The 23,214-nt window shown below is 56.8% G+C and carries 18 protein-coding genes; 9 read left to right on the top strand and 9 right to left on the bottom strand.

The features are described 5' to 3' along the window. Nucleotides 1-122: 122 nt before the first annotated feature. Nucleotides 123-911: a pyrroline-5-carboxylate reductase gene (gene proC / locus NAI64_RS03325; RefSeq protein WP_269297739.1), complete on the bottom strand. Its 789-nt coding sequence runs from the start codon at nucleotides 909-911 to the stop codon at nucleotides 123-125. A gap of 386 nt (nucleotides 912-1,297) precedes the next feature. Here proC and nadB point away from each other — a divergent pair, with 386 nt between their 5' ends. Continuing rightward, nucleotides 1,298-2,923, top strand: coding sequence for an L-aspartate oxidase (nadB, locus tag NAI64_RS03320; protein ID WP_269297737.1), 1,626 nt, complete (start codon nucleotides 1,298-1,300; stop codon nucleotides 2,921-2,923). A gap of 20 nt (nucleotides 2,924-2,943) precedes the next feature. On the opposite strand, the gene NAI64_RS03315 is transcribed toward nadB, so the two are convergent. From NAI64_RS03315 to mltG, 5 genes are all read right to left on the bottom strand, one after another. Further along, nucleotides 2,944-3,657: an ankyrin repeat domain-containing protein gene (locus NAI64_RS03315; protein ID WP_269297736.1), complete on the bottom strand. Its 714-nt coding sequence runs from the start codon at nucleotides 3,655-3,657 to the stop codon at nucleotides 2,944-2,946. A 961-nt stretch (nucleotides 3,658-4,618) separates the two neighbouring features. After that, nucleotides 4,619-5,419, bottom strand: coding sequence for a TatD family hydrolase (locus NAI64_RS03310; RefSeq protein ID WP_269297734.1), 801 nt, complete (start codon nucleotides 5,417-5,419; stop codon nucleotides 4,619-4,621). A gap of 57 nt (nucleotides 5,420-5,476) precedes the next feature. Beyond that, nucleotides 5,477-6,523: a DNA polymerase III subunit delta' gene (gene holB / locus NAI64_RS03305; protein ID WP_269297732.1), complete on the bottom strand. Its 1,047-nt coding sequence runs from the start codon at nucleotides 6,521-6,523 to the stop codon at nucleotides 5,477-5,479. Between the two features lie 57 nt (nucleotides 6,524-6,580). Beyond that, nucleotides 6,581-7,213, bottom strand: coding sequence for a dTMP kinase (gene tmk, locus NAI64_RS03300; RefSeq protein ID WP_269297730.1), 633 nt, complete (start codon nucleotides 7,211-7,213; stop codon nucleotides 6,581-6,583). Beyond that, entirely contained in the window at nucleotides 7,210-8,211 is a 1,002-nt protein-coding gene (mltG, locus tag NAI64_RS03295) for an endolytic transglycosylase MltG (protein WP_331282604.1), read from the bottom strand. The genes tmk and mltG overlap by 4 nt, the downstream gene beginning before the upstream one ends. Nucleotides 8,212-8,313: 102 nt before the next feature. On the opposite strand from mltG, the gene ygfZ reads away from it, so the two are divergent. Further along, nucleotides 8,314-9,285, top strand: coding sequence for a CAF17-like 4Fe-4S cluster assembly/insertion protein YgfZ (ygfZ, locus tag NAI64_RS03290; protein WP_269297728.1), 972 nt, complete (start codon nucleotides 8,314-8,316; stop codon nucleotides 9,283-9,285). A gap of 50 nt (nucleotides 9,286-9,335) precedes the next feature. Here ygfZ and thiD read toward each other — a convergent pair whose 3' ends face one another. After that, nucleotides 9,336-10,142 (bottom strand): bifunctional hydroxymethylpyrimidine kinase/phosphomethylpyrimidine kinase, encoded by an 807-nt coding sequence (thiD, locus tag NAI64_RS03285; RefSeq protein WP_269297727.1) that lies wholly within the window; start codon nucleotides 10,140-10,142, stop codon nucleotides 9,336-9,338. A 294-nt stretch (nucleotides 10,143-10,436) separates the two neighbouring features. Here thiD and NAI64_RS03280 point away from each other — a divergent pair, with 294 nt between their 5' ends. The 7 genes from NAI64_RS03280 to bioC all read left to right on the top strand — a co-directional run bounded on the left by NAI64_RS03280 (nucleotide 10,437) and on the right by bioC (nucleotide 19,925). Next, nucleotides 10,437-11,690 carry an efflux RND transporter periplasmic adaptor subunit gene (locus NAI64_RS03280; RefSeq protein ID WP_269297726.1) on the top strand — a complete coding sequence of 418 codons (1,254 nt, stop codon included), beginning with the start codon at nucleotides 10,437-10,439 and terminating at the stop codon, nucleotides 11,688-11,690. A gap of 2 nt (nucleotides 11,691-11,692) precedes the next feature. Continuing rightward, the gene (locus tag NAI64_RS03275; protein ID WP_269297724.1) at nucleotides 11,693-14,935 is read left to right on the top strand and encodes an efflux RND transporter permease subunit; all 3,243 of its coding nucleotides are present in this window, start codon (nucleotides 11,693-11,695) and stop codon (nucleotides 14,933-14,935) included. Next, nucleotides 14,932-16,365 (top strand): efflux transporter outer membrane subunit, encoded by a 1,434-nt coding sequence (locus NAI64_RS03270; protein ID WP_269297722.1) that lies wholly within the window; start codon nucleotides 14,932-14,934, stop codon nucleotides 16,363-16,365. The genes NAI64_RS03275 and NAI64_RS03270 overlap by 4 nt, the downstream gene beginning before the upstream one ends. Before the next feature lie 127 nt (nucleotides 16,366-16,492). Next, on the top strand, nucleotides 16,493-17,233 hold the full coding sequence (locus NAI64_RS03265) for an NRDE family protein (RefSeq protein WP_269297720.1): 741 nt from the start codon (nucleotides 16,493-16,495) through the stop codon (nucleotides 17,231-17,233). A 36-nt stretch (nucleotides 17,234-17,269) separates the two neighbouring features. Then, on the top strand, nucleotides 17,270-18,424 hold the full coding sequence (gene bioF, locus NAI64_RS03260; RefSeq protein WP_269297718.1) for an 8-amino-7-oxononanoate synthase: 1,155 nt from the start codon (nucleotides 17,270-17,272) through the stop codon (nucleotides 18,422-18,424). Next, nucleotides 18,421-19,158, top strand: a complete 738-nt coding sequence (locus tag NAI64_RS03255) for an alpha/beta fold hydrolase (protein WP_269297715.1) — start codon at nucleotides 18,421-18,423, stop codon at nucleotides 19,156-19,158. The genes bioF and NAI64_RS03255 overlap by 4 nt, the downstream gene beginning before the upstream one ends. Continuing rightward, nucleotides 19,155-19,925, top strand: a complete 771-nt coding sequence (gene bioC / locus NAI64_RS03250; protein ID WP_269297713.1) for a malonyl-ACP O-methyltransferase BioC — start codon at nucleotides 19,155-19,157, stop codon at nucleotides 19,923-19,925. Before NAI64_RS03255 ends, bioC begins: the two co-directional genes overlap by 4 nt. 15 nt (nucleotides 19,926-19,940) lie before the next feature. On the opposite strand, the gene NAI64_RS03245 is transcribed toward bioC, so the two are convergent. After that, on the bottom strand, nucleotides 19,941-21,569 hold the full coding sequence (locus tag NAI64_RS03245) for an MFS transporter (protein ID WP_269297711.1): 1,629 nt from the start codon (nucleotides 21,567-21,569) through the stop codon (nucleotides 19,941-19,943). Between the two features lie 183 nt (nucleotides 21,570-21,752). After that, nucleotides 21,753-23,066: a YihY family inner membrane protein gene (locus NAI64_RS03240; RefSeq protein ID WP_269297709.1), complete on the bottom strand. Its 1,314-nt coding sequence runs from the start codon at nucleotides 23,064-23,066 to the stop codon at nucleotides 21,753-21,755. Nucleotides 23,067-23,214: the final 148 nt, after the last annotated feature.

The following is a 23,214-nucleotide window of genomic DNA, read 5'->3' as shown; positions in this document are numbered from 1 at the left end:
CAAATTCCATGACGGCATGATGCCGGTACAGTTTCAGGCATATACAAAAAGACGATACCGTTCGGGTACCGTCTTTTTGTCGTCGCAAGAGGTATGGACCGGAAAAGCGGCTTGTATGCTTTTCAGTCCGGTTTTTTGAATGCGGCTTCCATGGCGTTCATCATCGCGATACGCAGACCGCCCGCCTCGAGCGCCTTGACGCCACGAATGGTGATGCCGCCCGGAGAACAGACATCATCTTTGAGTTTGCCGGGATGGGTTTTGGTGTCACGAACCATCTTGCCGGAACCCAGTACGGTCTGGCTGGCCAGTTTGTAGGCGATGTCTCTCGGCAGACCGTAATAGACGGCACCGTCCGCCAGCGCCTCGATGACCATGAATATCCATGCGGGGGCACATCCGGAGAGCGTGCCGCCGACCGCCATCATTTCGCTGGAAAGTTCCTCGACCTGGCCCAGCGAGCCGAACAGGCGGCGGGTGAAGATCAGCTCTTTTTGCGACAGATCGTTGGTGGCTTCGATGATGGTCATGCCCTCGCCGACCAGCGCCGGGGTATTGGGCATGATGGCGCATATGTGCGTCGAAGTATCGAGCAGTCGGCGCAGTCGGCTGTATTGCCATCCTGCGGCGATCGACAGCAGGGTTTTGCCTTTCAGGCGTTCACGCTGTTCGGCCAGAATGTTTTCGACGGCTTTCGGCTTGACGGCAAGCAACACGATTTCGCTGTCGGCGATGACTTCTTCCGTGGATGCGGCCCTGGCCATGCCGCATGCCTTGTTCATGCTGTCGAGCTTGAAGCCGTTCAGATCGTAGGCGACGGTTTCTTCACCCTTGAGAAAACCCGACCTGACGGCGCCCAGAAGAATGGCCGACGCCATATTGCCCATGCCGATAAATCCCAGTTTTTTCATGACTCCTCCTTTTGTCAGGTCCGGCCTGGCCGGATATCAGGCGATTCGCGCACCTGGCTTGATCGATTGTCGTTCTTTTCTATATCGATATGACCGGCAGCAAGGCATCGATGCCTTGCCGGCCGGCTCCTGCATAACGGTTTTCATTGTACGTTTGCGCAGTGTCTGGCGGAACCGCTTTTGTCGGAAACCGCAGGAAATGCCCTCTTGTGCAGGCGGATTGTTGTGCCTTTGCCAATACCGTACCGGCAAAGGCACGTCTTCGTGCGCCGATATGTACCAAAATGGACTTCGGACGGTACAAGCCGGTGCAAAAAACATGACGAAACGCGTTCAATGGAATATAGTGTTCGTTTCAGAAACAATAATTGTTCCGGTAAAAAGTCATGAATTTCGATGTCGTTATTGTCGGCAGTGGACTGGCGGGTCTGTCCGTTGCCTTGCGTCTTCCCGAAACGTACCGTATCGCGCTGATCTGCAAACGAACCTTGTGGGAAAGCGCGAGCAATTTTGCACAGGGCGGGATTGCCGCCGTACTCGATCCGGCACTGGACAGTATCGAAAAACATGTCAAGGATACCCTGACGGCAGGTGCGGGATTGTGCGATGAAGTCGCCACCCGTTTCATTGTCGAACATGGCAGTGAAGCCATCGACTGGCTGATCAATCAGGGCGTTCCCTTCTCCAGGGACAAGTCCACACAGACCGGTTATCACCTCACGCGCGAAGGCGGTCACAGCGAACGGCGGATCATCCATGCCGCCGATGCTACAGGTCATGTCGTCCAGCAGACGCTGGAAAAAATCATCCGCAGCCGTCCGAATATCCATCTTTTCGAGAACCATTTCGCCGTGGATCTGATCACGTCGGAAAAACTCTCGGAAAACCGTCAGCCTGTCGAATGTTACGGGCTTTATGTATTGAACGAGGAAGAAGGCAAGGTGCATACCTTCGCGGCACGTCATACCGTGCTGGCGACGGGTGGCGCCGGCAAGGTTTATCTATATACGACCAATCCGGACACATCGACCGGTGACGGTGTGGCCATGGCATGGCGTGCGGGTTGCCGGGTTTCCAACATGGAATTCGTGCAGTTCCACCCGACCTGCCTGTATCACCCGTATGCCAAGTCGTTTCTGATTTCCGAATCGGTCCGCGGCGAAGGTGGCCTTTTGAAACTGCCGCCGGATGCGGGAGCCGATGCCGGCATGCGCTTCATGCCGGAACACGATCCGCGTGCCGAACTGGCGCCGCGCGATATCGTGGCGCGTTCCATCGACTTCGAGATGAAAAAACGCGGTCTGGATTATGTCCATCTCGACATCAGCCACCAGAGTCCGGAATTTCTCAAGGAACACTTCCCGACGATTTATGCGCGTTGCATGGAACTGGGGATCGATATCACGAAAGAACCGATTCCTGTCGTTCCGGCGACGCATTTCACTTGTGGCGGCGTGGTCACCGATACCCTGGGACGTACGGATATCAGAAATCTTTATGCCGTCGGTGAAACGGCATGCACCGGCCTGCATGGCGCGAATCGTCTCGCCAGCAATTCACTGCTGGAATGTCTGGTCATCGGCAAGACGGCGGCGGAACATATCGCCAGCCTGCCGCAGGAACCGTTCCATGAATTGCCGCAATGGGACGAAAGCCGTGTTTCCAATGCCAACGAGGAAGTCGTCATTTCACACAATTGGGATGAACTGCGCAGGTTCATGTGGAATTATGTCGGTATCGTCAGGACAACGAAGCGACTGGAACGTGCCCAGCGCCGGATTCATCTGTTGCGTGAGGAAATCGACGAGTATTACGCCAATTTCATCATCAGCAACAACTTGCTGGAATTGCGCAACCTGGTCGACGTGGCCTCGATGATCGTGGAAAGTGCCCTGCTGCGCAAGGAAAGTCGCGGATTGCATTTCAATTCCGACTATCCGGCGACCTTCCCGAAAGCCATGCCGACGGTTCTGACGCCGTTCAGAAAACGTCCCACCGCCACTACGGCCTGAGGTGCATCAGAAAGTAGGCATCAGAAAGGAAACTTCGGCATGACGTTCTTGCGTTTTGCCAGTGCCGCTTCTTTTTTGATACGGTATTCCAGACCGGTGGCGATATCGGTATTCTTGTTTTCCCTTGCGAAGTCCATGGCCGAGTAACCGCGCTGGTTTTTCATCGTGGCATCCGCGCCATTGTCGTGCAGCAGCTTGACGGTATAGATATGCCCTCCCCGCGCGGCCATCATGATCGGCGTCGTGGCGTTGGGTGATACGGCATCGATGAAAGCATCCTTGTCCAGCAGCATCTGGACAATCCGGTTGTTGCCGCTGGCGGCGGCATAATGCAAAGGCGCCCAGCCGTTCTTGTTGACCTTTGCCCCTTTGTCCAGAAGGGCTTTGACGGCTTTTTCGTTGCCGTTGTAACACGCGATCATCAGGGCATTGTCGCCATTGAACGCTTCCGCGTCGATATGGGTTCTGCTGTCGGCCAGCAAGACTTCCATGACTCCCATCGAATTTTCGCGCATTGCCAGGATCAGCCCGGTGTCGCCTCTTTCCGGTTCGACGGCATTGGGGTTGAATCCGCGTCGCAGCAAGTCCTTTACCTTTCCGGGCTGGTCGTTTTTGACGGCGATGAACCAGTCATCGAAGGATCCGGCCTGTGCAGCCGACAGGCAGCACGACATGAGCAGCAGACACGAAAAGAAACGGAAGGCAAATCGGCGCAGTGTGATGGATATCGTCATGGTGGGGCAAATGATAGTTCGGTCGTTGCGCGTATTATGCGGCAAATTTCATCCCTGTCGAGATGCGGTGCGTCATTCCTGCAACGGATGGATTTTTGCATGGTACCGTCGGCCAGGCGAAACGGCGCACAGGATGTTCCCGTTTCGCCTGGCATCATATCGTCCGGATTATGGCAAACCATCCGCGGAAAATATCCTTTCCATTTTCCGGATAATGATGAATATATTTACATGTAAATCGTTCCGGATGCTTTTTTTGTTTCTGGATATTTGATCCATTGATGGTGAAAGATATTTGCTGACAGTGAATGTCGTTTATATAATCGTAAATAAAATAAATCTTTCACGGATTATCGGAAAAATCGGTATTTTCTGACGGTTTTATAAAAGGTTTCAATAAAACCTGAAAAAAGGAAAAACGTTTTTTTCAGAAAAAAATACCTGTTTTTACAGGTATTCGCAAAGACGGGGGGGGAATAAATGCTTTTTGCATGAAAATCGCGGAACCGATTATTCCATGTAAAAAAGCAAGACGGAAAAACAAAAACAAACGCTTTAAGAAGCGTTTGTAACAGAATGATTTGCAAGTATTTTTTTATTGAAAGGAAAACGGAGATTGCCGATGCAATCTCCTTCCCTGATAAGGCATGATGATCAGACTGCCTGAACCCACAGTGTGGTGATGACAACACCGGCGATAACGATGAACAGGGTTCTCAGAATCATGGAAGAGTTTTTCATAATAAATTCCTTACATCTCTCTGGTTTGTTGGTGATGAATATGCACCTCTTTTACATATGCCTTCCGGTTTAAAGTACCGTTGGTGCTCACGTTGAAAGTAATTCTACTCCCCTTTTTTTAAAAGGGGTAGTTTTTTTTCAAATATCGTTCAAAAAAACCGAAATGCGGTCGTGATGCAAAAGAAACCGTTTTATGAAAGGAAGTTTCTGCGGCGTTTTTTCAATCCTTGGCGAGGGTATTTTCAAGGCCGAAAAGCCTGAAATAATTTTCGGCGGTATGCCGCGCGATACGTTCGACGGACATGCCTTTGACCATGGCAAGCTGTTTGGCGACTTCGGTGACGAATGCCGGTTCATTGGTCTTGCCGCGCCAGGGTTGTGGCGTGAGCCATGGACAATCGGTTTCGATCAGGACGCGGTCCAGTGGAATCAGGCGGGCAAGCGAACGCAGGTTTTTGGATGCCGGATAGGTCAGAACGCCCGAGAAAGAAATGTAAAAACCCATATCCAGCGCGGCTTTCGCGATCGGCATGGTTTCGGAAAAACAATGCATGATGCCGCCGAAACCGCCCTTGTCCAGCCCTGCCCCTTCTTCCTGAAGTACCTGAATAGTATCTTCCGCGGCCTGGCGGGTATGGATGACCAGCGGTTTGCCGACCTTGCGGGAAGCGCGGATTTGCGCACGGAATCGGTCCCATTGCCATTTCTGGCGCGGTTTTACGCGATAGTAGTCCAGTCCGGTTTCGCCGATGGCGACGACTTTCGGATGACGTGCCAGTTCCACCAGTTTGTCGATGTCGATTTCACCGACGTCCTTCGGGTCAGGATTGGGGTGAACCCCGACGGTCGTGTGGATGTTGTCGTGCTTTTCGGCCAGCGCCAGCGCAGCCGGAAAATCCGCAAGACTGATGGTCACACACAGGGCATGGCTGACCTTGTTGGCTGCCATGTTACGCAATACTTCGTCCTGGCGCTGTGCCAGTTCACGCAGATGAATGTGGCAATGTGAATCGACGTACATGATCGTGCAAATCGGATTGGGTTGAAAGCAGGCCGGTATTTTACAGAAATTCGCTGCCTACCGTGAGAAAATTTTCCGGTATTCAAGGAGCATGTCTTCTATCGCCAGACGCGCCACCAGCGGGTGATCCGCTACCCGTTTGCGCTGGCCGCTTTCGCGGACGGCTTCGGCAAGTTGCAGGCTGTCGGCGCGGGCCGCCACCTTTTCCAGTTGACTGCGGTATCCCGGGTAATAGCGGATATGTCCGGCCAGCCGCAGCGAAAGCACGTCGCACAGCCAGCGCTGGTACCAGGTGATGATGTCACCCATCGGGACTTTCTGGAGTTTTTCGGCAGCGGCAAGCAGTGCCGTATCGTCCGGTGCGGAGAGAGTATCGAGCAGGCGGGTCATTTCTTCTCGACCGCCCTGCTGTGCCTGGTGCAGCGCATCGACAGGTGCGCCGCCTTCCTGTGCCAGCCAGTTTTGCGCGTCGGCAACGCCCTGTTGCGTCAGCCAGCTGCATGCCAGATCTCGGTCCGGCATGGAAAAAGCCGTCTTGAAGCACCGCGACACGATCGTCGGCAACAAGGCGTCCAGATGGTGCGCAAGCAGAATGAACAGCGTTTGCGGTGGCGGTTCTTCCAGCATTTTCAACAGTGCGTTCGAGGATTCGGACGTCATGGCTTCCGCCGGACAGATGAAAACGATACGTCGTCCGCCACGATGGGTGGAAATATTGATGAAATCCGCCAGCGCACGGATACGGTCGATCCCGATTTTTCGGGACGGTTCTCGCGAACCTTTCGCAACGGGTGCCTCTTCCTCACCGGAAGCCGAATCGCCGGACGGTTCGATACCGCGCGCGATTTCCAGCGCTTCGGGCATTACCATGCGGTAGTCGGGATGGGTATGCAAATCGAACCAGTGGCAGGATTCGCAGGCATTGCATGGATCGCCGCTTTCAGGGCGTTTTTCGCACAGCAAGGCCTTGGCGAATGTTTCGGCGAATGTGTCGATACCGGTGCCTGACGGGCCGTAAAACAACAGCGCATGCGGCAGTTTCGGCTCGGTCCTTAACAGGTGGCGCCAGTTTTCAAGATGCCATGGATAAACAAGATTTTCCATATTTTCATATTATTGCGCTGTTTTCTTGATATTCCGGTTTAGCTTTATCGTGCCACTTCATTTCAGGGTATCGATCAGGCTGTGGATCGTATCGCGGATTTCCGCGATCGGTCGGGAACTGTCAATGATCCTGAAGCGGTCGGGAAAGGCTTTGGCACGGTCGAGATAGGCTTGCCGCACACGATTGAAAAAAACAGCCTTTTCCCTTTCGAACTTGTCAGGGGAGCGCACAGCCTTGAGACGTTCGGCGGCCGTTTCCGGCGAGACATCGAACAGCAAGGTCATATCCGGTTGCAGGTGCGGATGCACCCAGCGTTCCAGCGCTTCGAGTCTGGTGATGTCAAGCATGCGTCCCCCGCCCTGATAGGCAAAGGAAGCGTCCGTGAAACGGTCGGAGAGTACCCAGTCGCCGCGGCGCAATGCCGGTTCGATGACTTGTTCGATATGCTCGCGTCTGGCGGCGAACATCAGCAGCGCTTCCGTTTCAGCGTGCATGGGTGTATGCAACAGCAGTTCGCGCAGTTTTTCGCCAAGGGGTGTGCCGCCCGGTTCGCGGGTGACGACGACCGTGAGATCACGCTCGCGCAACAGTTCGGTGACATAGTCGATATGGGTCGATTTGCCTGCGCCGTCGATTCCCTCGAATGTCAGGAAACGGCCTGTCAATGGATGATGTTCGTTCGGATTCATCGGATGTACTTGTCAACTGCCCGGTTATGTTCGTCGAGACTCCGGGAAAAATGGCTGGTTCCGTCGCCGCGTGCCACGAAATACAGCGCATCGGTTTCCGCCGGATAAAAAGCGGCTTCCAGCGATTCACCGCCCGGCAACGCGATCGGTGTCGGCGGCAAGCCGTACCGGGTATAGGTATTGTAGGGCGTGTCGGTCCGCAAGTCGATTTTGCGGATTTTTCCCTTGTACCGTTCTCCCATGCCGTAGATCACGGTCGGATCGGTCTGGAGTTTCATGCCGATTTTCAGACGGTTGGCGAATACGCCGGAAATCATGTCCCTGTCGCCCGGATGTGCGGTTTCCTTTTCGATGATCGAGGCCATGACCAGCGCTTCATAAGGCGTCTTGTAGGGCAATGCCGGGTCGCGTTCTTCCCAGAGGGCATTGAGCCGCATCATCATGGCCTCGTGGGCTTGCCGGTAAATCTGCATGTCTTCTGCCCCACGGCGGAACAGATACGTGTCCGGGAAGAACAGCCCTTCGCCGGCACGGTGGTCGATACCGAGTTTTTTCAGGAGTTCGCGTTCGGACAATCCGGCCGTTTCGTGTTTCAGGGCGGGATGCCGCGCGACGGCCTGACGCATCTGGCGGAAATTCCAGCCTTCGATGATGGTCAGCGACTCCATGGCGAAAATCCCTTTGGTGATTTTTTCCAGCAGTCTGGCCGGTGTTTCGCCTGCCTTGAGTTCATACGGTCCGGCACGCAATGCCGTACTGTTGCCGGTGAGGCGTACCAGCATGATGAACATCGTCTCGTTGAGCGGAACATCCTGTTTGGCAAGTTGCGTCGTCACGCTTTTGACCGTCGCACCGGGAGCGATTTCGAAATCGATCGGTTTTCCCTGCCCGAATACGGGCATGTGTGCCCAGCAAAACAGCGCGATGACGGCAAGGGAGACGGCCGCTATCGCCATGGCGACGGCGATGAGGATTTTTCTTTTGGCAGACTGTTTCATGCAAAACGGTCGGATCGGGACGGTTTGACAAAGATCATCATGAAAGGGAAAAAGAGAATATACTCGACTTCCATTGATACGAAAACAGTTTTTATGGAAACCATGAACCCGACACGCCTTTCCTGCTCGCCGGATATGCTGGCATCCGGTTATGTCATTCCGATGGATCAGACCGGCCTGCTCTCGCTGGAAGGCGAAGATGCCGTGCGTTTCATCCACGGCCAGCTCAGCAACGACATCGAACATCTTGATGGAAAAAGCGCCCGTCTGGCCGCGTATTGCACCCCGCAAGGCCGCATGCTGGCACGTTTTTGTGTATGGAAATCCGCCGGCAAGGTCTGGATGAGCCTGCCGGCCGATATACTCGACGCGCTGAAAAAACGGCTTCAGATTTATATTTTGCGCGCGAAGGTTGTCCTGTCCGATGAACGTGGCAATGTCCGGCTGGCCGGCATCGGTGGCAAACGTGCCGCCGCGTCGCTTTCGCGATGGTTCCCCGACTTGCCTGACGTCGTGTACGGCAAGACCGAAAACGAAAACGGTGTGCTGGTACGCATGGCCGATGCTTTCGGTGCGCCCCGCTACCTGCTGGCCGTTTCGGCCTTGCGCTATCAGGCGATGTATGACGCACTCGCCTCCGAATTGCCGGTTTGCGGCGCGGATGGCTGGACGCTGGGCGATATCGAAGCGGGTGTGCCGGACATCACGCTGGCGGTACAAGACCGTTTCGTTCCGCAGATGGTCAATCTGGAAGAAGCCGGCGGGCTTTCGTTCACGAAAGGCTGTTATCCCGGACAGGAAGTGATTGCGCGCAGCCAGTTCCGCGGGGCTGTCAAACGCAAGCTGTTCCACGGTTATGTCACATCCGGAGATGTTGACATTCCTGCCGGCGCCGATCTGATCGACAGAGGCGGCAATCCCTGCGGGGTGGTGCTTCAGTCCGCACGGCGTGACGGCGGGCGGACGGATTTTCTGGCGGTCATGAATCTGGATACGCAGGAAAACGGTGTCGCCGTCCATGCGCTTTCAGCGGACGGCCCTGCCGTTTCCTGGGTCAGCAAGCCTGCCATCTGAACGGAAATCACCGAGGCGACGCATACCGCCGCTTCAGGATGTTGGCAGAATCATTTCCAGCACGAATGGAAATGATGGACCGGGCCATGCCCGTGCCCGACATTCAAGGATGCCGATGCTTGCAGTGCGCCGGTCAGGTATTGTTTGGCGGCAGCGACGCTTTCTGGTAACGGCATGCGTGTCATCAGCGCGGCGATGGCGGCCGAGAGCGTGCATCCCGTGCCGTGGAGATTGTTCGTACGGATCCGCGGTGCGCTCAGCGGGATGACCTTCCCTTCTCCTGACAGAAAATCGGCACTGTCTTTCGAAGCGGTTTCCGGCAGGCTGCCGCCCTTTAGCATGATCCATCGCGCACCGAGTGCGTGCAGTGGCGGCAGCATTGCCCGCATGCCTGCGAGCGTATCGGGCGCATCCCTGTCGAGCAGGACGGCCGCTTCGGGCAAATTCGGCGTGATGATGGTCGCCATCGGTACCAGCCTGTCGCGGATGGCGGCGATCGCATCGGGCTTGAGCAGGATATCCCCGCTTTTGGCGACCATGACGGGATCGAGTACGACCGGACAGGCGGGATGTTTTTCCAGTGTATCGGCGATCGCTTCGGCGATCGCGGCGGTGGCGACCATGCCGATCTTGACGGCAGCCACCTCGACATCATCGAAAACGGCGTCGATCTGTTCGGCGACGAAAGCCGGTTCCAGTGTCCGGAAAGACCGGACGCCTTGCGTGTTTTGCGCCACGACGGCCGTAATGGCGGCCATGCCGTAGGTACCCAGCGCCGAAAAGGTTTTCAGGTCGGCGGATATGCCGGCGCCGCCGCTCGGGTCGGTTCCGGCGATTGTCAAAACGTTTGCGATCATATGGTTTCCTGTTGCTGGCTTTCGGACGGTTTTCCGCGAAGGATATGCTGTTCATTGTACGTGAAGTCAGCAAACGATGCCTCACTTGCCCTTTTTCCTCTTATTTCACTGATATGCGACATGCTCTTGATGCCAGGCAATCTTTTGCCGGCATGCCGGCAAATCGTGTCGTGTTCTGATTTAAGTAAAAGGTGCATGTCCCCCCTTGGGCTATGGTGGTGCCAGTGTTGTGCCGGTTTGTGAAGAAACGGCACATGCAAGGTTCCATGAAACGGCAATTGTCAGGAGAATCGGGTGGAAAATCAGGTACGGGTGACCGGTATGGTGGTGGCGATGGTGTTGTCGCTGCTGTTGTCGGGATGCGGAAAACGGCAGGACGATGCCGTAATGGAAAGACCGGAAGTCACGACCATGACGGTCAGGAGCGCCGATTTGCCGGTCACGATGGAATACGTGGCGCAAACCGCCAGTTCACACAAGGTCAATATCCAGGCCAGGGTCAACGGATTCTTGCAAAAGCGCCTGTATCAGGAAGGCGGCATGGTCAAGAACGGGCAAGTCCTGTTCACGATCGATCCGCGACCTTTTCAGGTACAGCTCGATGAAGCACGGGCGGCGCTGGATTCCAGTACGGCGGCACATGCCACGGCAAAAGCCAATCTCGACCGGATCAAACCGCTCGTCGAACTCAATGCATTGTCAAGAAAGGATCTGGACAATGCGCGCGGACAGTTTCTGACGACACAGGCTGCCATGCATCAGGCCAGGGCGCAGCTTGACGCGGCGAAACTGAATCTTTCCTATACCACGATCCGTTCCCCTGTCGAAGGAATGGCCGGCGCGGCTGCCGTTTCAGAAGGGAGCTATGTCAATGCCATCAACAGCCAGCTGACGACCGTTTATGTCATGACTCCCATGTGGGTGAATTTCAGCCTGTCGGAAAACAGTGTGCTCGATATGCAAAAGCAGGTTCGGGACGGACAGCTGAAAGTCCCGGTGGATGGAAGCTTTGTCGTCGAGGTGATTTTGCCGGACGGAACGGTTTTTCCGCATCGAGGAAAAATCGTGTTCGCGTCGCCCGATTACGATGCTGCGACCGGAACGAGCCAGCTGCGTGCCAGTCTGGACAATCCCGAAGGCGTGCTGAAACCGAACCAGTTCGTCAGGGTCCGCCTGACGGGTGCCGTTCGTCCCGATGCGGTCGCGATTCCGCAAAAAGCGGTACAGCAAGGTGCGAAAGGTCATTTCGTCTGGGTCATCAGGGACGGCAAGGCACAATACCGTCCGGTCATCGTCGGAGAAATGTCCGGTACGGATTGGGTCATCCGCCAGGGATTGCATGACGGCGAACAGGTCGTCGTCGACGGTGTTCAGTCGCTGTCGAACGGCATTGCCGTCAATGTAACGGCAGACATGCCCTCGCCTGCCGGTTCGCCGGCCGTGCCTGACAGCCGTGCTGGCGAAAGCTTCAACGACAGCTCCGGTACCGTGACATTGCCCGGCGATACAGACAAACAAGATACGCCGGCTCCGGCGATGAGGGGATGACGATGTTTTCCGCATTTTTCATCAAACGTCCGGTCTTTGCCATTGTCGTATCGCTGATTATCTGCATCGCCGGCGCCGTTTCGCTGGCAAGGCTGCCTGTGGAGCAGTATCCGGACATGAGTCCGGTGCAGATTACGGTGACGGCGCAGTATCCGGGTGCGGACGCGGCGACGCTGGCGGAATCGGTGGCAGCTCCGCTGGAAAGCCAGATCAACGGTATCGACAACATGCTGTATATGTCCTCGTCGTCTTCATCGTCCGGCCAGCTTTCGCTGACGGTCTATTTCAATATCGGAACCGATCCGGATATCGCACAGGTACAGGTCCAAAACCGTGTCAGTCTGGCGATGACGCAGTTGCCGGATGCCGTGACGCAAAACGGCGTTGATGTCGCCAAGGCGTCGTCCTCGATGCTCATGCTCGTCGGCATTTATGGCGACCCGGCGCGTTTCGACGAGGAATATGTCTCCAATTATGCCAATGTTCATGTACTTGACGCGATCAAGCGGGTTCCGGGTGCGGGACAGGCCTCGATTATCGGTTCTGCCGATCAGGCCATGCGCTTGTGGCTTGATCCGGACAGGATGGCTTCGCTGGGTGTGACGGCAAGCGATGTCGCCAATGCCGTCGCTATGCAAAACAAGCTGTTTTCCGCCGGTCAGGTCGGCGGGGAACCGTCGTTGCCGGATACGCAGCTGACCTACCCTGCCGTCACGGCTTCTCCCTTTCAGGATGCTTCGGGTTACGAGAACATGATTATCCGTGCCGACAACGACGGCAGCGCCATCGTGCGGATGAAGGATATCGGGCGTGCCGCGATGGGAAAACAATCATATCTGGTCGATACGCAAATGAACGGCCAGTCGGCCACCTTTATCCAGATCGTCCAGCAACCCGGTGCGAACGCGCTGGATGTCTCGAAAGCCATCCGCGCAGAGCTGGAAACGCTCAAATCGGGGTTTCCAGAAGGAATCGATTATGTCATCGCGGTGGATACGACCGATTTCGTCCGGATTTCGATTCAGGAAGTCATCAAGACACTGATTGTCGCCATATTTATCGTAGTGGGCGTCATTTACGGGTTTTTGCAGCAATACCGGGCGACGCTCATCGCCACATCGGCCATCGTCGTGTCATTGCTGGGGACATTCGCCGGCATGTACCTGCTGGGATTCACGATCAACATGCTGACGCTTTTCGGGCTGGTGCTGGCCATCGGGCTGGTCGTCGATGATGCGATCGTAGTCGTCGAAAACGTCGAACGGAACATGGAAAAAGGTACCATGCAGCGCAAGGAAGCGACCATGCGTGCGATGGGCGAACTCGTCAGCCCGATCATCGCGACGGTTCTGGTGCTGGTTTGCGTCTTCGTTCCTGCGGCATTCGTGCCGGGGACGACAGGACAGCTCTACAAGCAGTTCGCCATCACGATCGCCGTATCGGTGGCGATTTCCGGTTTTGTCGCGCTGACGCTCACACCGGCCCTGTGCGGTTGCTGGCTGACATATTCCCCGCCGCCGGAACGTGGGCCGTTCGCCTGGTTCAACCGCCGTTTCGAGTCGCTCACGCAGCGTTACGGCAAGGCGTGTGCCGCTATCATCCGGCACGGCATGCGCTCCTTTGCCTGTATCGCGGTCATGGTCGCCGCCATCGTCGTGCTGTTCGAGCGCTTGCCGACGAGTTTCGTGCCGCAGGAAGACCAGGGATATCTGATTACTGCGGTGATTTTGCCGGACTCGTCCAGTCTGGGACGCACGAAAGCCGTCATGGAAAAGGTTTCGTCGATCGCGGAAGGTTTGCCGGGTATCCGGACACGTGTCGGCATTTCTGGCTTTTCGTTGCTGGATAACGGGTACCGCAATTCGGCGGGAACCTTTTTCATGGCGCTCGATCCGTTCGACGAACGGTATAAAGACAGTGAAACGGAACAAACGCAAAGTGCAGGTGCGATCATGGCACGGCTCGGCCAACAGGCGCGATCCGTTCAGGAGGCGGAAATCCTGCCGATTCTGCCGCCGCCGATTCCCGGACTGGGCACCACGGGTGGATTCGAATTCTGGGTACAGAGTACCGGGACGGATACACCCGAACAGTTGCAGGATGTGATCGACCGGATTGTGGCGAAGGCGCGGACACGTCCCGAGCTCACAGGCGTCAATTCGACGTTTCGTGCCGGTTCGCAGCAGCTGGCGGTTTCCGTCGATCGTGACCGCGCGCAACTTCTCGGGCTGGATATGAACGATGTCTATGGTACGTTGCAAACCCTGTTCGGTTCGTCGATCGTCAGCCAGTTCACCCAGTTTTCCAAGGTCTGGTATGTCATCATGCAGGCCGAGCCGGCATTCAGAACCACACCGGACGATATTACGCGGCTTTACACCCGCAATGCGAAGGGACAGATGGTACCGCTTTCATCGGTGGTGACGACGTCCTATACCACCGGTCCCGACCTGATTTCCCATTTCAACGGGTTTCCGGCAGCCAGAATCACCGGCAATGCCGCGCCCGGCTATTCTTCCGGCGAAGCCATGGACGTGATCGCGTCGATCGCGGCGGAAACGATGCCGCGTTCCTATACCACCGGCTGGTCGGGTGTCGCCTATGAAGAACAGAAATCCGGTACATCCTCGATGATCGTGTTTGTTTTCGGCGTACTGTTCGTGTTTCTGATTCTCGCGGCACAGTATGAAAGCTGGATATTGCCAGCCGTGGTGTTGATGGCGGTACCCTTCGGGGTAATCGGCTCGTTGCTGGCGACATGGTTGCGCGGGCTGGACAACGATGTGTATTTCCAGATCGGCTTGCTGGTCATGGTCGGTCTGGCGGCGAAAAACGCTATCTTGATCGTCGAGTTCGCCGTCAGGCTTTCGGAAAATCCCGCGACGACACCGGCACAGGCCGCAGTCGATGCCGGAAAAATTCGTCTGCGTCCGATCATCATGACCTCGCTTGCTTTTATCGGCGGGGTCATCCCGCTGGCACTGGCGACCGGTGCGGGCGCCAATTCGCGTCATTCGATCGGTACCGGCATCATCGGCGGCATGATCGGTGTTTCCACGCTGGCATTGCTGTTCGTGCCGCTCTTTTTCGATACGTTCATCCGCTTCGCGCGCAGGATCAGGCAATATTTCGCGTCCCGTTCGCAAAAAGTCGAAACGTCCCCTGTCACCCTGATGCCACCTAACGGCACGCAAACCGGAGACAACAAACCGGACGAAAACAAATCACAGGGGGGAACGCCATGAAGACGGAAAGGTTCGTACCGGTCTTGCTGCTTGCCGCGGTTCTTGGAGGCTGCGTGATGGGACCGGACTATCATCGTCCGGATATCGCCGTGCCGGACGCTTACCGGCCATTGACCGACGATGCCTTGCCGACAGCACTGGATTCGCGATGGTGGGAAAGTTTCGGTGATCCGGTATTGAACGGCATGGTCTTGCAGGCCGTGCGCAACAACCGCAACCTGAAAGCGGCGCTGGCCAATTCGGAAAAAGCGGCAGCCGCCATCATGCAGGCACGTTCGGAACTGTTTCCGCAAGTCGGAGTGGATGCCCGGACGACACGCGAGCGGCTTTCGGAAAGGGATGCTGAACCGGTCATCGGCGTTCCCAATCCCCAGAACAACAGGCAGGCCACCCTTTCGGCAAGCTGGGAACTGGATTTCTGGGGGAGAATCCGTCGGCTGACCGAGTCGGCCGAAGCGGATGCACGTTCGATGGAACAGGCGCGGCGTGGCGTGTTGCTCTCCGTCGTCGCCGATGTCGTCACAAACTATATCAATTTGCTGGCGCTGGACGAACAGCTGAAAATCGCGCAAAGCACTTCCGATAACTATGCCGAAGCCTTGCGGATCGCGCAGTTGCAGTTCAAATATGGCGTTACGTCGCAAATGACGGTGGCGCAGGCCGCTTCGCAGTATGAAACGGCGCAAAGCAGGATACCGCCGATACGTCACAGTATCGCGGCGACGGAAAACGCGCTCAATATCCTCATGGGACGCAATCCGGGGCCCGTCATGCGGGGACTGACGCTCGACAAACTCAGGGAGCCTGCGGTACCGGCGGATTTGCCATCGAACCTTTTGCTGCGACGTCCGGACATTCTGGGGGCGGAACAGGATCTGATCGCTGCCAATGCCATGATCGGTGCGGCACGCGCGCAGTATTTCCCGACGATTTCACTGACCGGCGCATTCGGTACGTCCAGCGAATCGCTGAACAACCTGTGGGGCGGTCATGCGAAAGTCTGGAATTTCGGCGGTGTCGTCAGTCTACCGCTGTTTCAGGGGGGCGCGATCCGTTCCCAGGTCGAACAGGCTGAGGCCGGACAACGCGCCGCTCTCGCGAAATACGAATCAGTCGTGCAATCGGCGTTCGCCGATGTGGACAATGCCTTGTCGCTCATGCAGGAAAGCAAACGGCAACTCTCACATGAAACCCTGCTTGTCGGGCAGCTCGACGACTATGCCAGACTGGCACGGCTTCAGTACAAGGAAGGCTATTCGGCCTATTCGGTTGTCCTGCAGGCGGAACAGTCGCTGTTTCCTGAACAGCTTTCGCTGGCGCAACTCAAGGCGACATCGCTCACTTCGCTGGCCGGGTTATACAAGGCGCTGGGCGGCGGCTGGATAGACCGTGCGGACGAGCTGGGCGGTGATGAAAGAAAATTGCCCTGAAAATCATGGACTATGCGAAAACGGGCGTGAAAAACCTGAAAATCCATTTTGTTTTAAAATAAAAAACGGTTTTTCAGCGTCCGGCTGGAATCTTTTGTCGGTTGCTTTTCCGGAGAATCTGTTTCGCATGTGTCTCATTGTCTTTGCCTGGCATGTCAAGCCCGGCACTCCCCTGATCGCCGCGTCCAATCGGGACGAATTTTATGCACGCCCCGCCATTCCCGCCCACCGCTGGCAGGATCATCCCCAGATTTACGCCGGACGCGATCTGGAAGGCGGCGGTACCTGGCTGGGGGTGGCGCATGGCAAAAACGGGCGAGGCAACCGGTTTGCGGCGCTGACCAATGTACGTGCGCCGCATCTGATGAAGGAAAACGCGCCGACACGCGGTTTGCTGGTCAGCAATTATCTGGCGTCGAATCTGACGCCGGAAGAATATATCCGCGAAATCAGGCACGAGTCTTACCACTACAACGGGTTCAATTTGCTGGTGGGCGACGGCGATACCATGATCTGGTATTCCAATTTCGGCATGATGAATCCGAAAAACGGCATGCCGCTCAAGCCCGGCATTTACGGACTGTCCAACGCCCTGCTCGACGATCCCTGGCCGAAGGTCGTCCGTACCCGCGCCCAGTTCGCCTCGCTTCTGGGGATCAACGCGCCGGAAGAAGCCTATTTCGAAATGCTTTCGGATACGACGAAAGCGCCGGACAGGCTCTTGCCGCATACCGGTGTTTCCTATGAATGGGAAAAACTCCTCTCGTCGGTATGCATCGAGTCGGATGACTACGGAACGCGCGCATCGACATTGGTAGAACTGTATAATGATGAGCCTCCCGTCCTGCATGAGCGGGTGATTCGCTGAACGGATGCGCAAGGCATCCGGCTTTGGAAAACGGAAATGATCTGGGAAGAACTGACGTGCCAGCTTCAATCGCTGGCAAGCGACAATCTGTTGCGCCGGCGCAGGACACTGGAATCCGCCTGCGGGCCTTATGCCGTGATCGATGGCAAGCCGTTTTTGGCTTTTTGCAGCAACGACTATCTGGGGCTGGCCTCTCACCCCGCACTGATGGAAGCGGTGGCATCCTCGGTACGACGCTGGGGAACGGGTTCAGGCGGCTCGCACGTGGTCAGCGGACATATGCAGCCGCATGAGGAGCTGGAAAAGGCACTGGCTGCGTTTGTCGGTGCGGAACGCGCCCTTTTTTACAGTACCGGCTACATGGCCAATATCGGAGTCGTTCCCACACTGGTCGGACGCGGTGACGCCGTGTTTGCCGACAGGCTCAACCACGCTTCGCTGATCGACGCGGTCCAGCTTTCCCGTGCTGAACACCGGCGCTATGCGCATAACGATATGGCGCACCTCGAAAGACTGCTTTCCGCCAGCACGGCGAAACGAAAACTGATTCTTTCCGACGCCGTGTTCAGCATGGACGGCGATCTGGCGCCGCTGGAAAAACTTGCCGAACTGGCCGAACGTTACGATGCCTGGCTGGTGATCGACGATGCGCATGGTTTCGGCGTACTGGGACGGAACGGACGCGGCTCGCTCGATCATGCGGGACTGCCCTTTTCGCCGCGTCTGGTCTATATCGGCACACTGGGGAAAGCCGCCGGGGTGTCGGGCGCTTTCATCGCCGGTTCCGATACCGTGATCGAATGGCTGATGCAGCGTTCCCGTTCCTATATTTTCACGACGGCCAGCAGTCCGGTACTGGCAAGCGCGATTTGCGCCTCGCTGGAACTGATCGCCAACGGCGACGATCGGAGAAGCCATCTTCAAAAGCTCATCACCCGCCTGCAAAACGGTCTGTCGGGTTCCCGCTGGAGATTGTTGCCTTCGTTCACCGCCATCCAGCCTGTCGTCATCGGGGAAAACGATGCCGTGCTGAAAGTGTCGGAAGGCTTGCGTGACCGCGGTATCTGGGTTCCGGCGATCAGGCCGCCGACGGTTCCTGTCGGCAGCGCGCGTTTGCGGATTTCATTGTCCGCCGCCCATACGGAAGAACAGGTGGACACTCTGGTACAGGCATTGAAGGAACTGGCATGACGTCACTGGTTTTCTGGCACGGTTGGGGCATGTCCCCAACGGTATGGGATACGCTGATCGGCGAGTTGCGTGAGCTCATGCCGAATGAGGTACATTACGATGCCATCCCCTTGCCGGGGTATGGCGCGACTGCCCTGCCAGGCGGCGATCCCCTTGCCTGCTGGGCGGATACCATGATGGCGTCCGTTTCGGGTCCGGTCGTGCTGTGCGGCTGGTCGATGGGTGCGATTCTGGCGTTGCAGGCCGCCGCCCGCTATCCCGACAAGGTTGAAAGACTGGTGTTGTTCGGTGGAACACCGTGTTTCGCCGCGAAAGCTGATTGGGCGTTCGGTATGCCGCGCGATACGGGCGATACGTTCAGACAAGGGGTACGATCCGATCCGAAAACGACGATGCGTCGCTTCGTTTCGTTATTCAACCGTGCAGACAGTCACGGGCGCGAAATCGTCCGCCGGCTCTCGCGGCTGGAGATACCCCCTGTCGCTGTACTCGACGCCGGGCTGGATTTTCTTGATCATGCCGATTTTCGCATGCTGGTTCCGTCCATCTGGCAAAAAACCCTGCTCATACATGGCGAAAACGATCCGTTGATGCCGCCGGATGCGGCACGCTGGCTGGAAAAGAATCTGCCGGACGCTTCCCTTGCCCTGTTGCCGGATGTGGCGCATGCGCCGTTTCTCTCCGAACCGCAGCGGTGCGCGGCACTGATGACGGCCTTTATGGAACAGGCATGATGGAAAAAAAACGGATTTGCGAAGCGTTTGGCCGTGCAGCCGACGCCTATGACTCGCTGGCGCTGTTCCAGCGGCGGGTTTGCGAGCGGATGTTGTGCCTGTTGCCCGAATGGTTGCCGCGCGGGTTTTCCCCGGAAAACATCCTCGACGGGGGATGCGGAACCGGTTTCGGCGCACAGTGTCTCCGCAGTTTCTGGCCCGATGCCCGTCTGACCGGTTGCGATCTGTCTGGCGAAATGGTCGAACGCATGCGTCAAAAGGGATTTTACGCCGTCTGCGGCGACCTGGAAGCCATGACCTTCGATGACGGAACGTTCGATTTCGTCTGGAGCAGTCTGGCATTGCAATGGTGCCATCCGCAAACCGTTTTCCGCGAATTGCACCGCGTATTGGCTCAGGACGGCATTTTGTATTTCTCGACGCTGGCGCCTGGTACGCTTTGCGAAATCGCCCATGCCTTCGATGGTGTCGATACGTCCCGCCGCGTGCTGTCGTTTTCTTCTCCTGACGAACAGCGAAACTGCTTGCTGAAAGCCGGTTTCACCGATGTTCACGTCATTCACGAAACCCACCGGATGCATTACCCGGATGTCCGTTCCGCCCTGGAATCGGTTCGGGGGATCGGTGCGGGTTATTCTGCCGGAAAGCGGCGTGCCATGATGGGCAAGACGGCATGGCAAACGGTACAGCAACGTTATGAAGCCTTGCGGGAAACGGAAGGTTTGCCGGTGACTTATGAACTGGTGATCGGGTTCGGTATCGCGTGAGCCTGAAGCCTTTTGCTACTCGAAAATCCGCCGGTGTCCGATAGCCGAGAGCAGCCGGTTGACTTTCGGCGGCGAGCTGCCCTGATGGAAGGCACGTGCCTTTTCGCGGACTTCGAGGTCGGAGACGGTCATGCGTTCGCGCTGGCGCAGCATTTCCAGCATGGATTCGATGAGATAGGATTCGACCATGATGCCCGGACGGGTCATGTCGTTGAACAGGTTCCACATCATCGCGCCGTTACGCTGGCGGATGTCACGCAGCCGGGTCATGGCTGCGATGAAATCGTCGGCATCTTCCGGACGGATCAGGTACTCGATGGTGACCATGATCGGTCCTTCGTGCATTTCGATATTGCGCGGTACAGGTCCTGCCCAGTCGGATGACAGGGTCGTCAGATCGGCCTTGTCATGCAGACCGACATAAAACCGCCATGAAACCGCGATACCGATATACAGGCAAATCGAGGCGATGATGAGTGCCGTCGGGATATTGAGCAGGCCGGCCACTTGTCCCCAGATGACGCTGCCGCCGGCCATGCCGCCGGTGAATACGATCCAGAAAAAAGCCAGTCCGCGTGCCCTGACCCACCCGGGAAGCGAAATCTGTGCGGCAGTCATCAGGGCCGAGGCTGTCATCATCCAGGAAAGTCCGATCACGAGCATGGCGGCACATGCCGCGGCGACGATATCGGACATGGCCAGCGCCAGCATCGCCAGCCCATAAAGCGCCGAGGCACAGCGGATGATGGTGTCACGTGTGACGCGACGGATCAGGCGGGGCATCAGGATGGCGCCCGTGATCGCACCGACGCCGATGCAGGCAAGCAGCAGACCGTAGGTGCTCGGCCCGCTTTTGAGTTCCTGCCGGACGATCAGCGGCATCAATGCCCATGAGGCGCTGGCGAAAATGAAGAAACAGCATCCGCGTACCATGACGGCTCGCAGCGCCTGTGAATGGCGTGCGAAGCGCAATCCGGTACGGACGGCACTGATAAGATGTTCGGCGGGAAGCGTGCTTTGCGGAACGTTGCGCTTCCAGCGGAAAATCAGGAAGAGCACGATGGTGTAGAAGCAGGCGTTGGCCATGAATACGGCGCCGGAACCGGCCGCCGCCACGATGGTGCCCGCGATGGCCGGGCCGATGGAGCGTGCGACGTTGATGGCGATGCTGTTCAGTGCGACTGCGGACTGCAATTCTTCACGCGGGACGAGTTCGGGAATGATCGCGCCCCATGCCGGCATCATCATGGCGATACCCACGCCCAGACAGAAGGTAAAGAGCAGCAAAAGAAAGGAGCCGGTCACGCCGGTCAGGGTCAATATCCCCAGCAATCCGGCACAGCATGCCATCCAGACCTGTGTACCGATCAGAAAACGGCGACGATCGACGATGTCGGCCATGGCGCCTGCGGGGATGGCAAGCAGGAAAAACGGCGTGCTCGTCGCCGCCTGCACGAGCGAGACCATTACCGGCGTCGGCGCGAGCGATGTCATCAGCCACCCTGCCCCGACGTCCTGCATCCATGACGCGATGTTCACGAACAAAATCGCGATCCATAGCATGCGGAATACGCCGTGACGGAATGGCGTCCATGCGCCGATTTGCCGGTCTTCCTTTTTGTGCTGTGTTTCGTCTATCGCCATTGTGTCGCCCGGCTTTGTCGTCTGTAGAAAGTTTGCATCCTATTAAGATAACACCGCATAAAGCCTTTTTTTCCGCACATGCGTCAAGAAACGGGAAAAGAACGCCGCTTTTGCAGGCCAAACTGCCCGTCCCGGGTGGGGAATGTCCGGAAAACAGCCGGTGAAAGTACTGTTTTCAGGCAATCAGGGGCGTTTTTCCGTATGGCCGGCATGTACCGGAACGGCGCCGGGATGGCTGAAATATTCCGCCAGCGTCATATCCAGTATGCCGCCGACCGCTTTTTCCACCTCGAGCGAAATGGGGACATCCCGGCTTGCCGTGAAAACGAAGTGTCTGAAGACGTCCGCGACGGTGATATGGTCTGCGTCTCCGAGCCATCGCCATGTCTTCAGGGTGCGTCTGCCCAGCGGAACCGTATGGAACATGGGAGGATCGAACGGTACTGCCCATCCCAGATTTTCCAGTGTCTTGAGACAGGATTCGACTTCCGCGGTTCCCAGCCGTGTACGTCGTTCCAGTTCGATACGCGAGAGGTTGCGTACCGTTCCCTCAGGGTACATGATACCGATGATTTTCAGGGCATCCGAAAACCGGCTGCCGGGATGCTGCACGGTTTCCCAGTGGCCGCTGCGGATTTCCGGAAGCGCTGCCGTGAGCATGGCGCCCAGCAGCATGATGAGCGAACTGATATAGACCCACAACATGAAGATCGGGAATGCCGCCAGCGCACCGTAGATTTTTTCGTAAGAGCTGAAATTCACGATGAAAAACGCGAAAACCCGGATAGCGATTTCAAACGCGATGGCGGCGAACAGCCCGCCGGACAGCGCGTCTTTCCAGAGGACAAGCCGGTTGGGCAATACGCGGTATAGCAGCGTAAAGGCGGTTGTCGTCCAGATGACGGCGATCAGCGGCGAGGATATGCCGTTGAGAAACGGCAGCCAGCCGATCAGTCCGTGACGTGACAGCACCAGATAAGTCGTCAGGTAAATGGAGATGCCCAGCAACGGCGGCGCAAGCAAGGCGATGGCGAGATACAGGACGATACGGGTCAGCAACGGGCGTGGCGTGAGGATATGCCAGATACGGTTGAAAGCGCTCTCGATTGTGGAAATGGTCGTCAGCGTCGTGAACAGCAACGCCAGCGCGCCGATGATGGAGACGTTGGCCGCATTGGCGGCGAATGTGCCGAGATAGTCCAGGATGGTCTGGGCGATGTTGCCGGGAATCAGGCCCTGGGCGAAATAGGTTTCCAGCGTCTTCCGCAGGGAACCGAATGCCGGGAAACGGGTGAAAACCGCCAGCATGATCGCCAGTATCGGCACCAGACTCAGGATGATGGTGAAGCTGATATTGCCCGCGACGTCGGTGAGGTTGTCCGCTTCCACTTTCGCATAGCAGTACTTGAGGAAGTTCTTGATGCGTTTGCGGTCGAGGTGACGGAAAATATCCTGTACCTTGCGCCATGCGCCGGGGGTGAAATCGGGTGTGTTCATGAAAACATTTTAAAATGAAACCGTCTCCGGCAGGCAACCGGACAAAATTGTTTTATCATGTGTTTCCCGGCCGAATATTGATTTTGCGCTGCAATCCGGCAATCGGCGCGACGGTGCGGGACGTTGCGGTCACCGACAGGTTGCCGTT

This window comes from Oxalobacter paeniformigenes (genome assembly GCF_027158465.1).
GTDB classification, from domain to species: domain Bacteria; phylum Pseudomonadota; class Gammaproteobacteria; order Burkholderiales; family Burkholderiaceae_D; genus Oxalobacter; species Oxalobacter paeniformigenes.
This window is presented reverse-complemented; position numbering and strand designations above follow the sequence as displayed.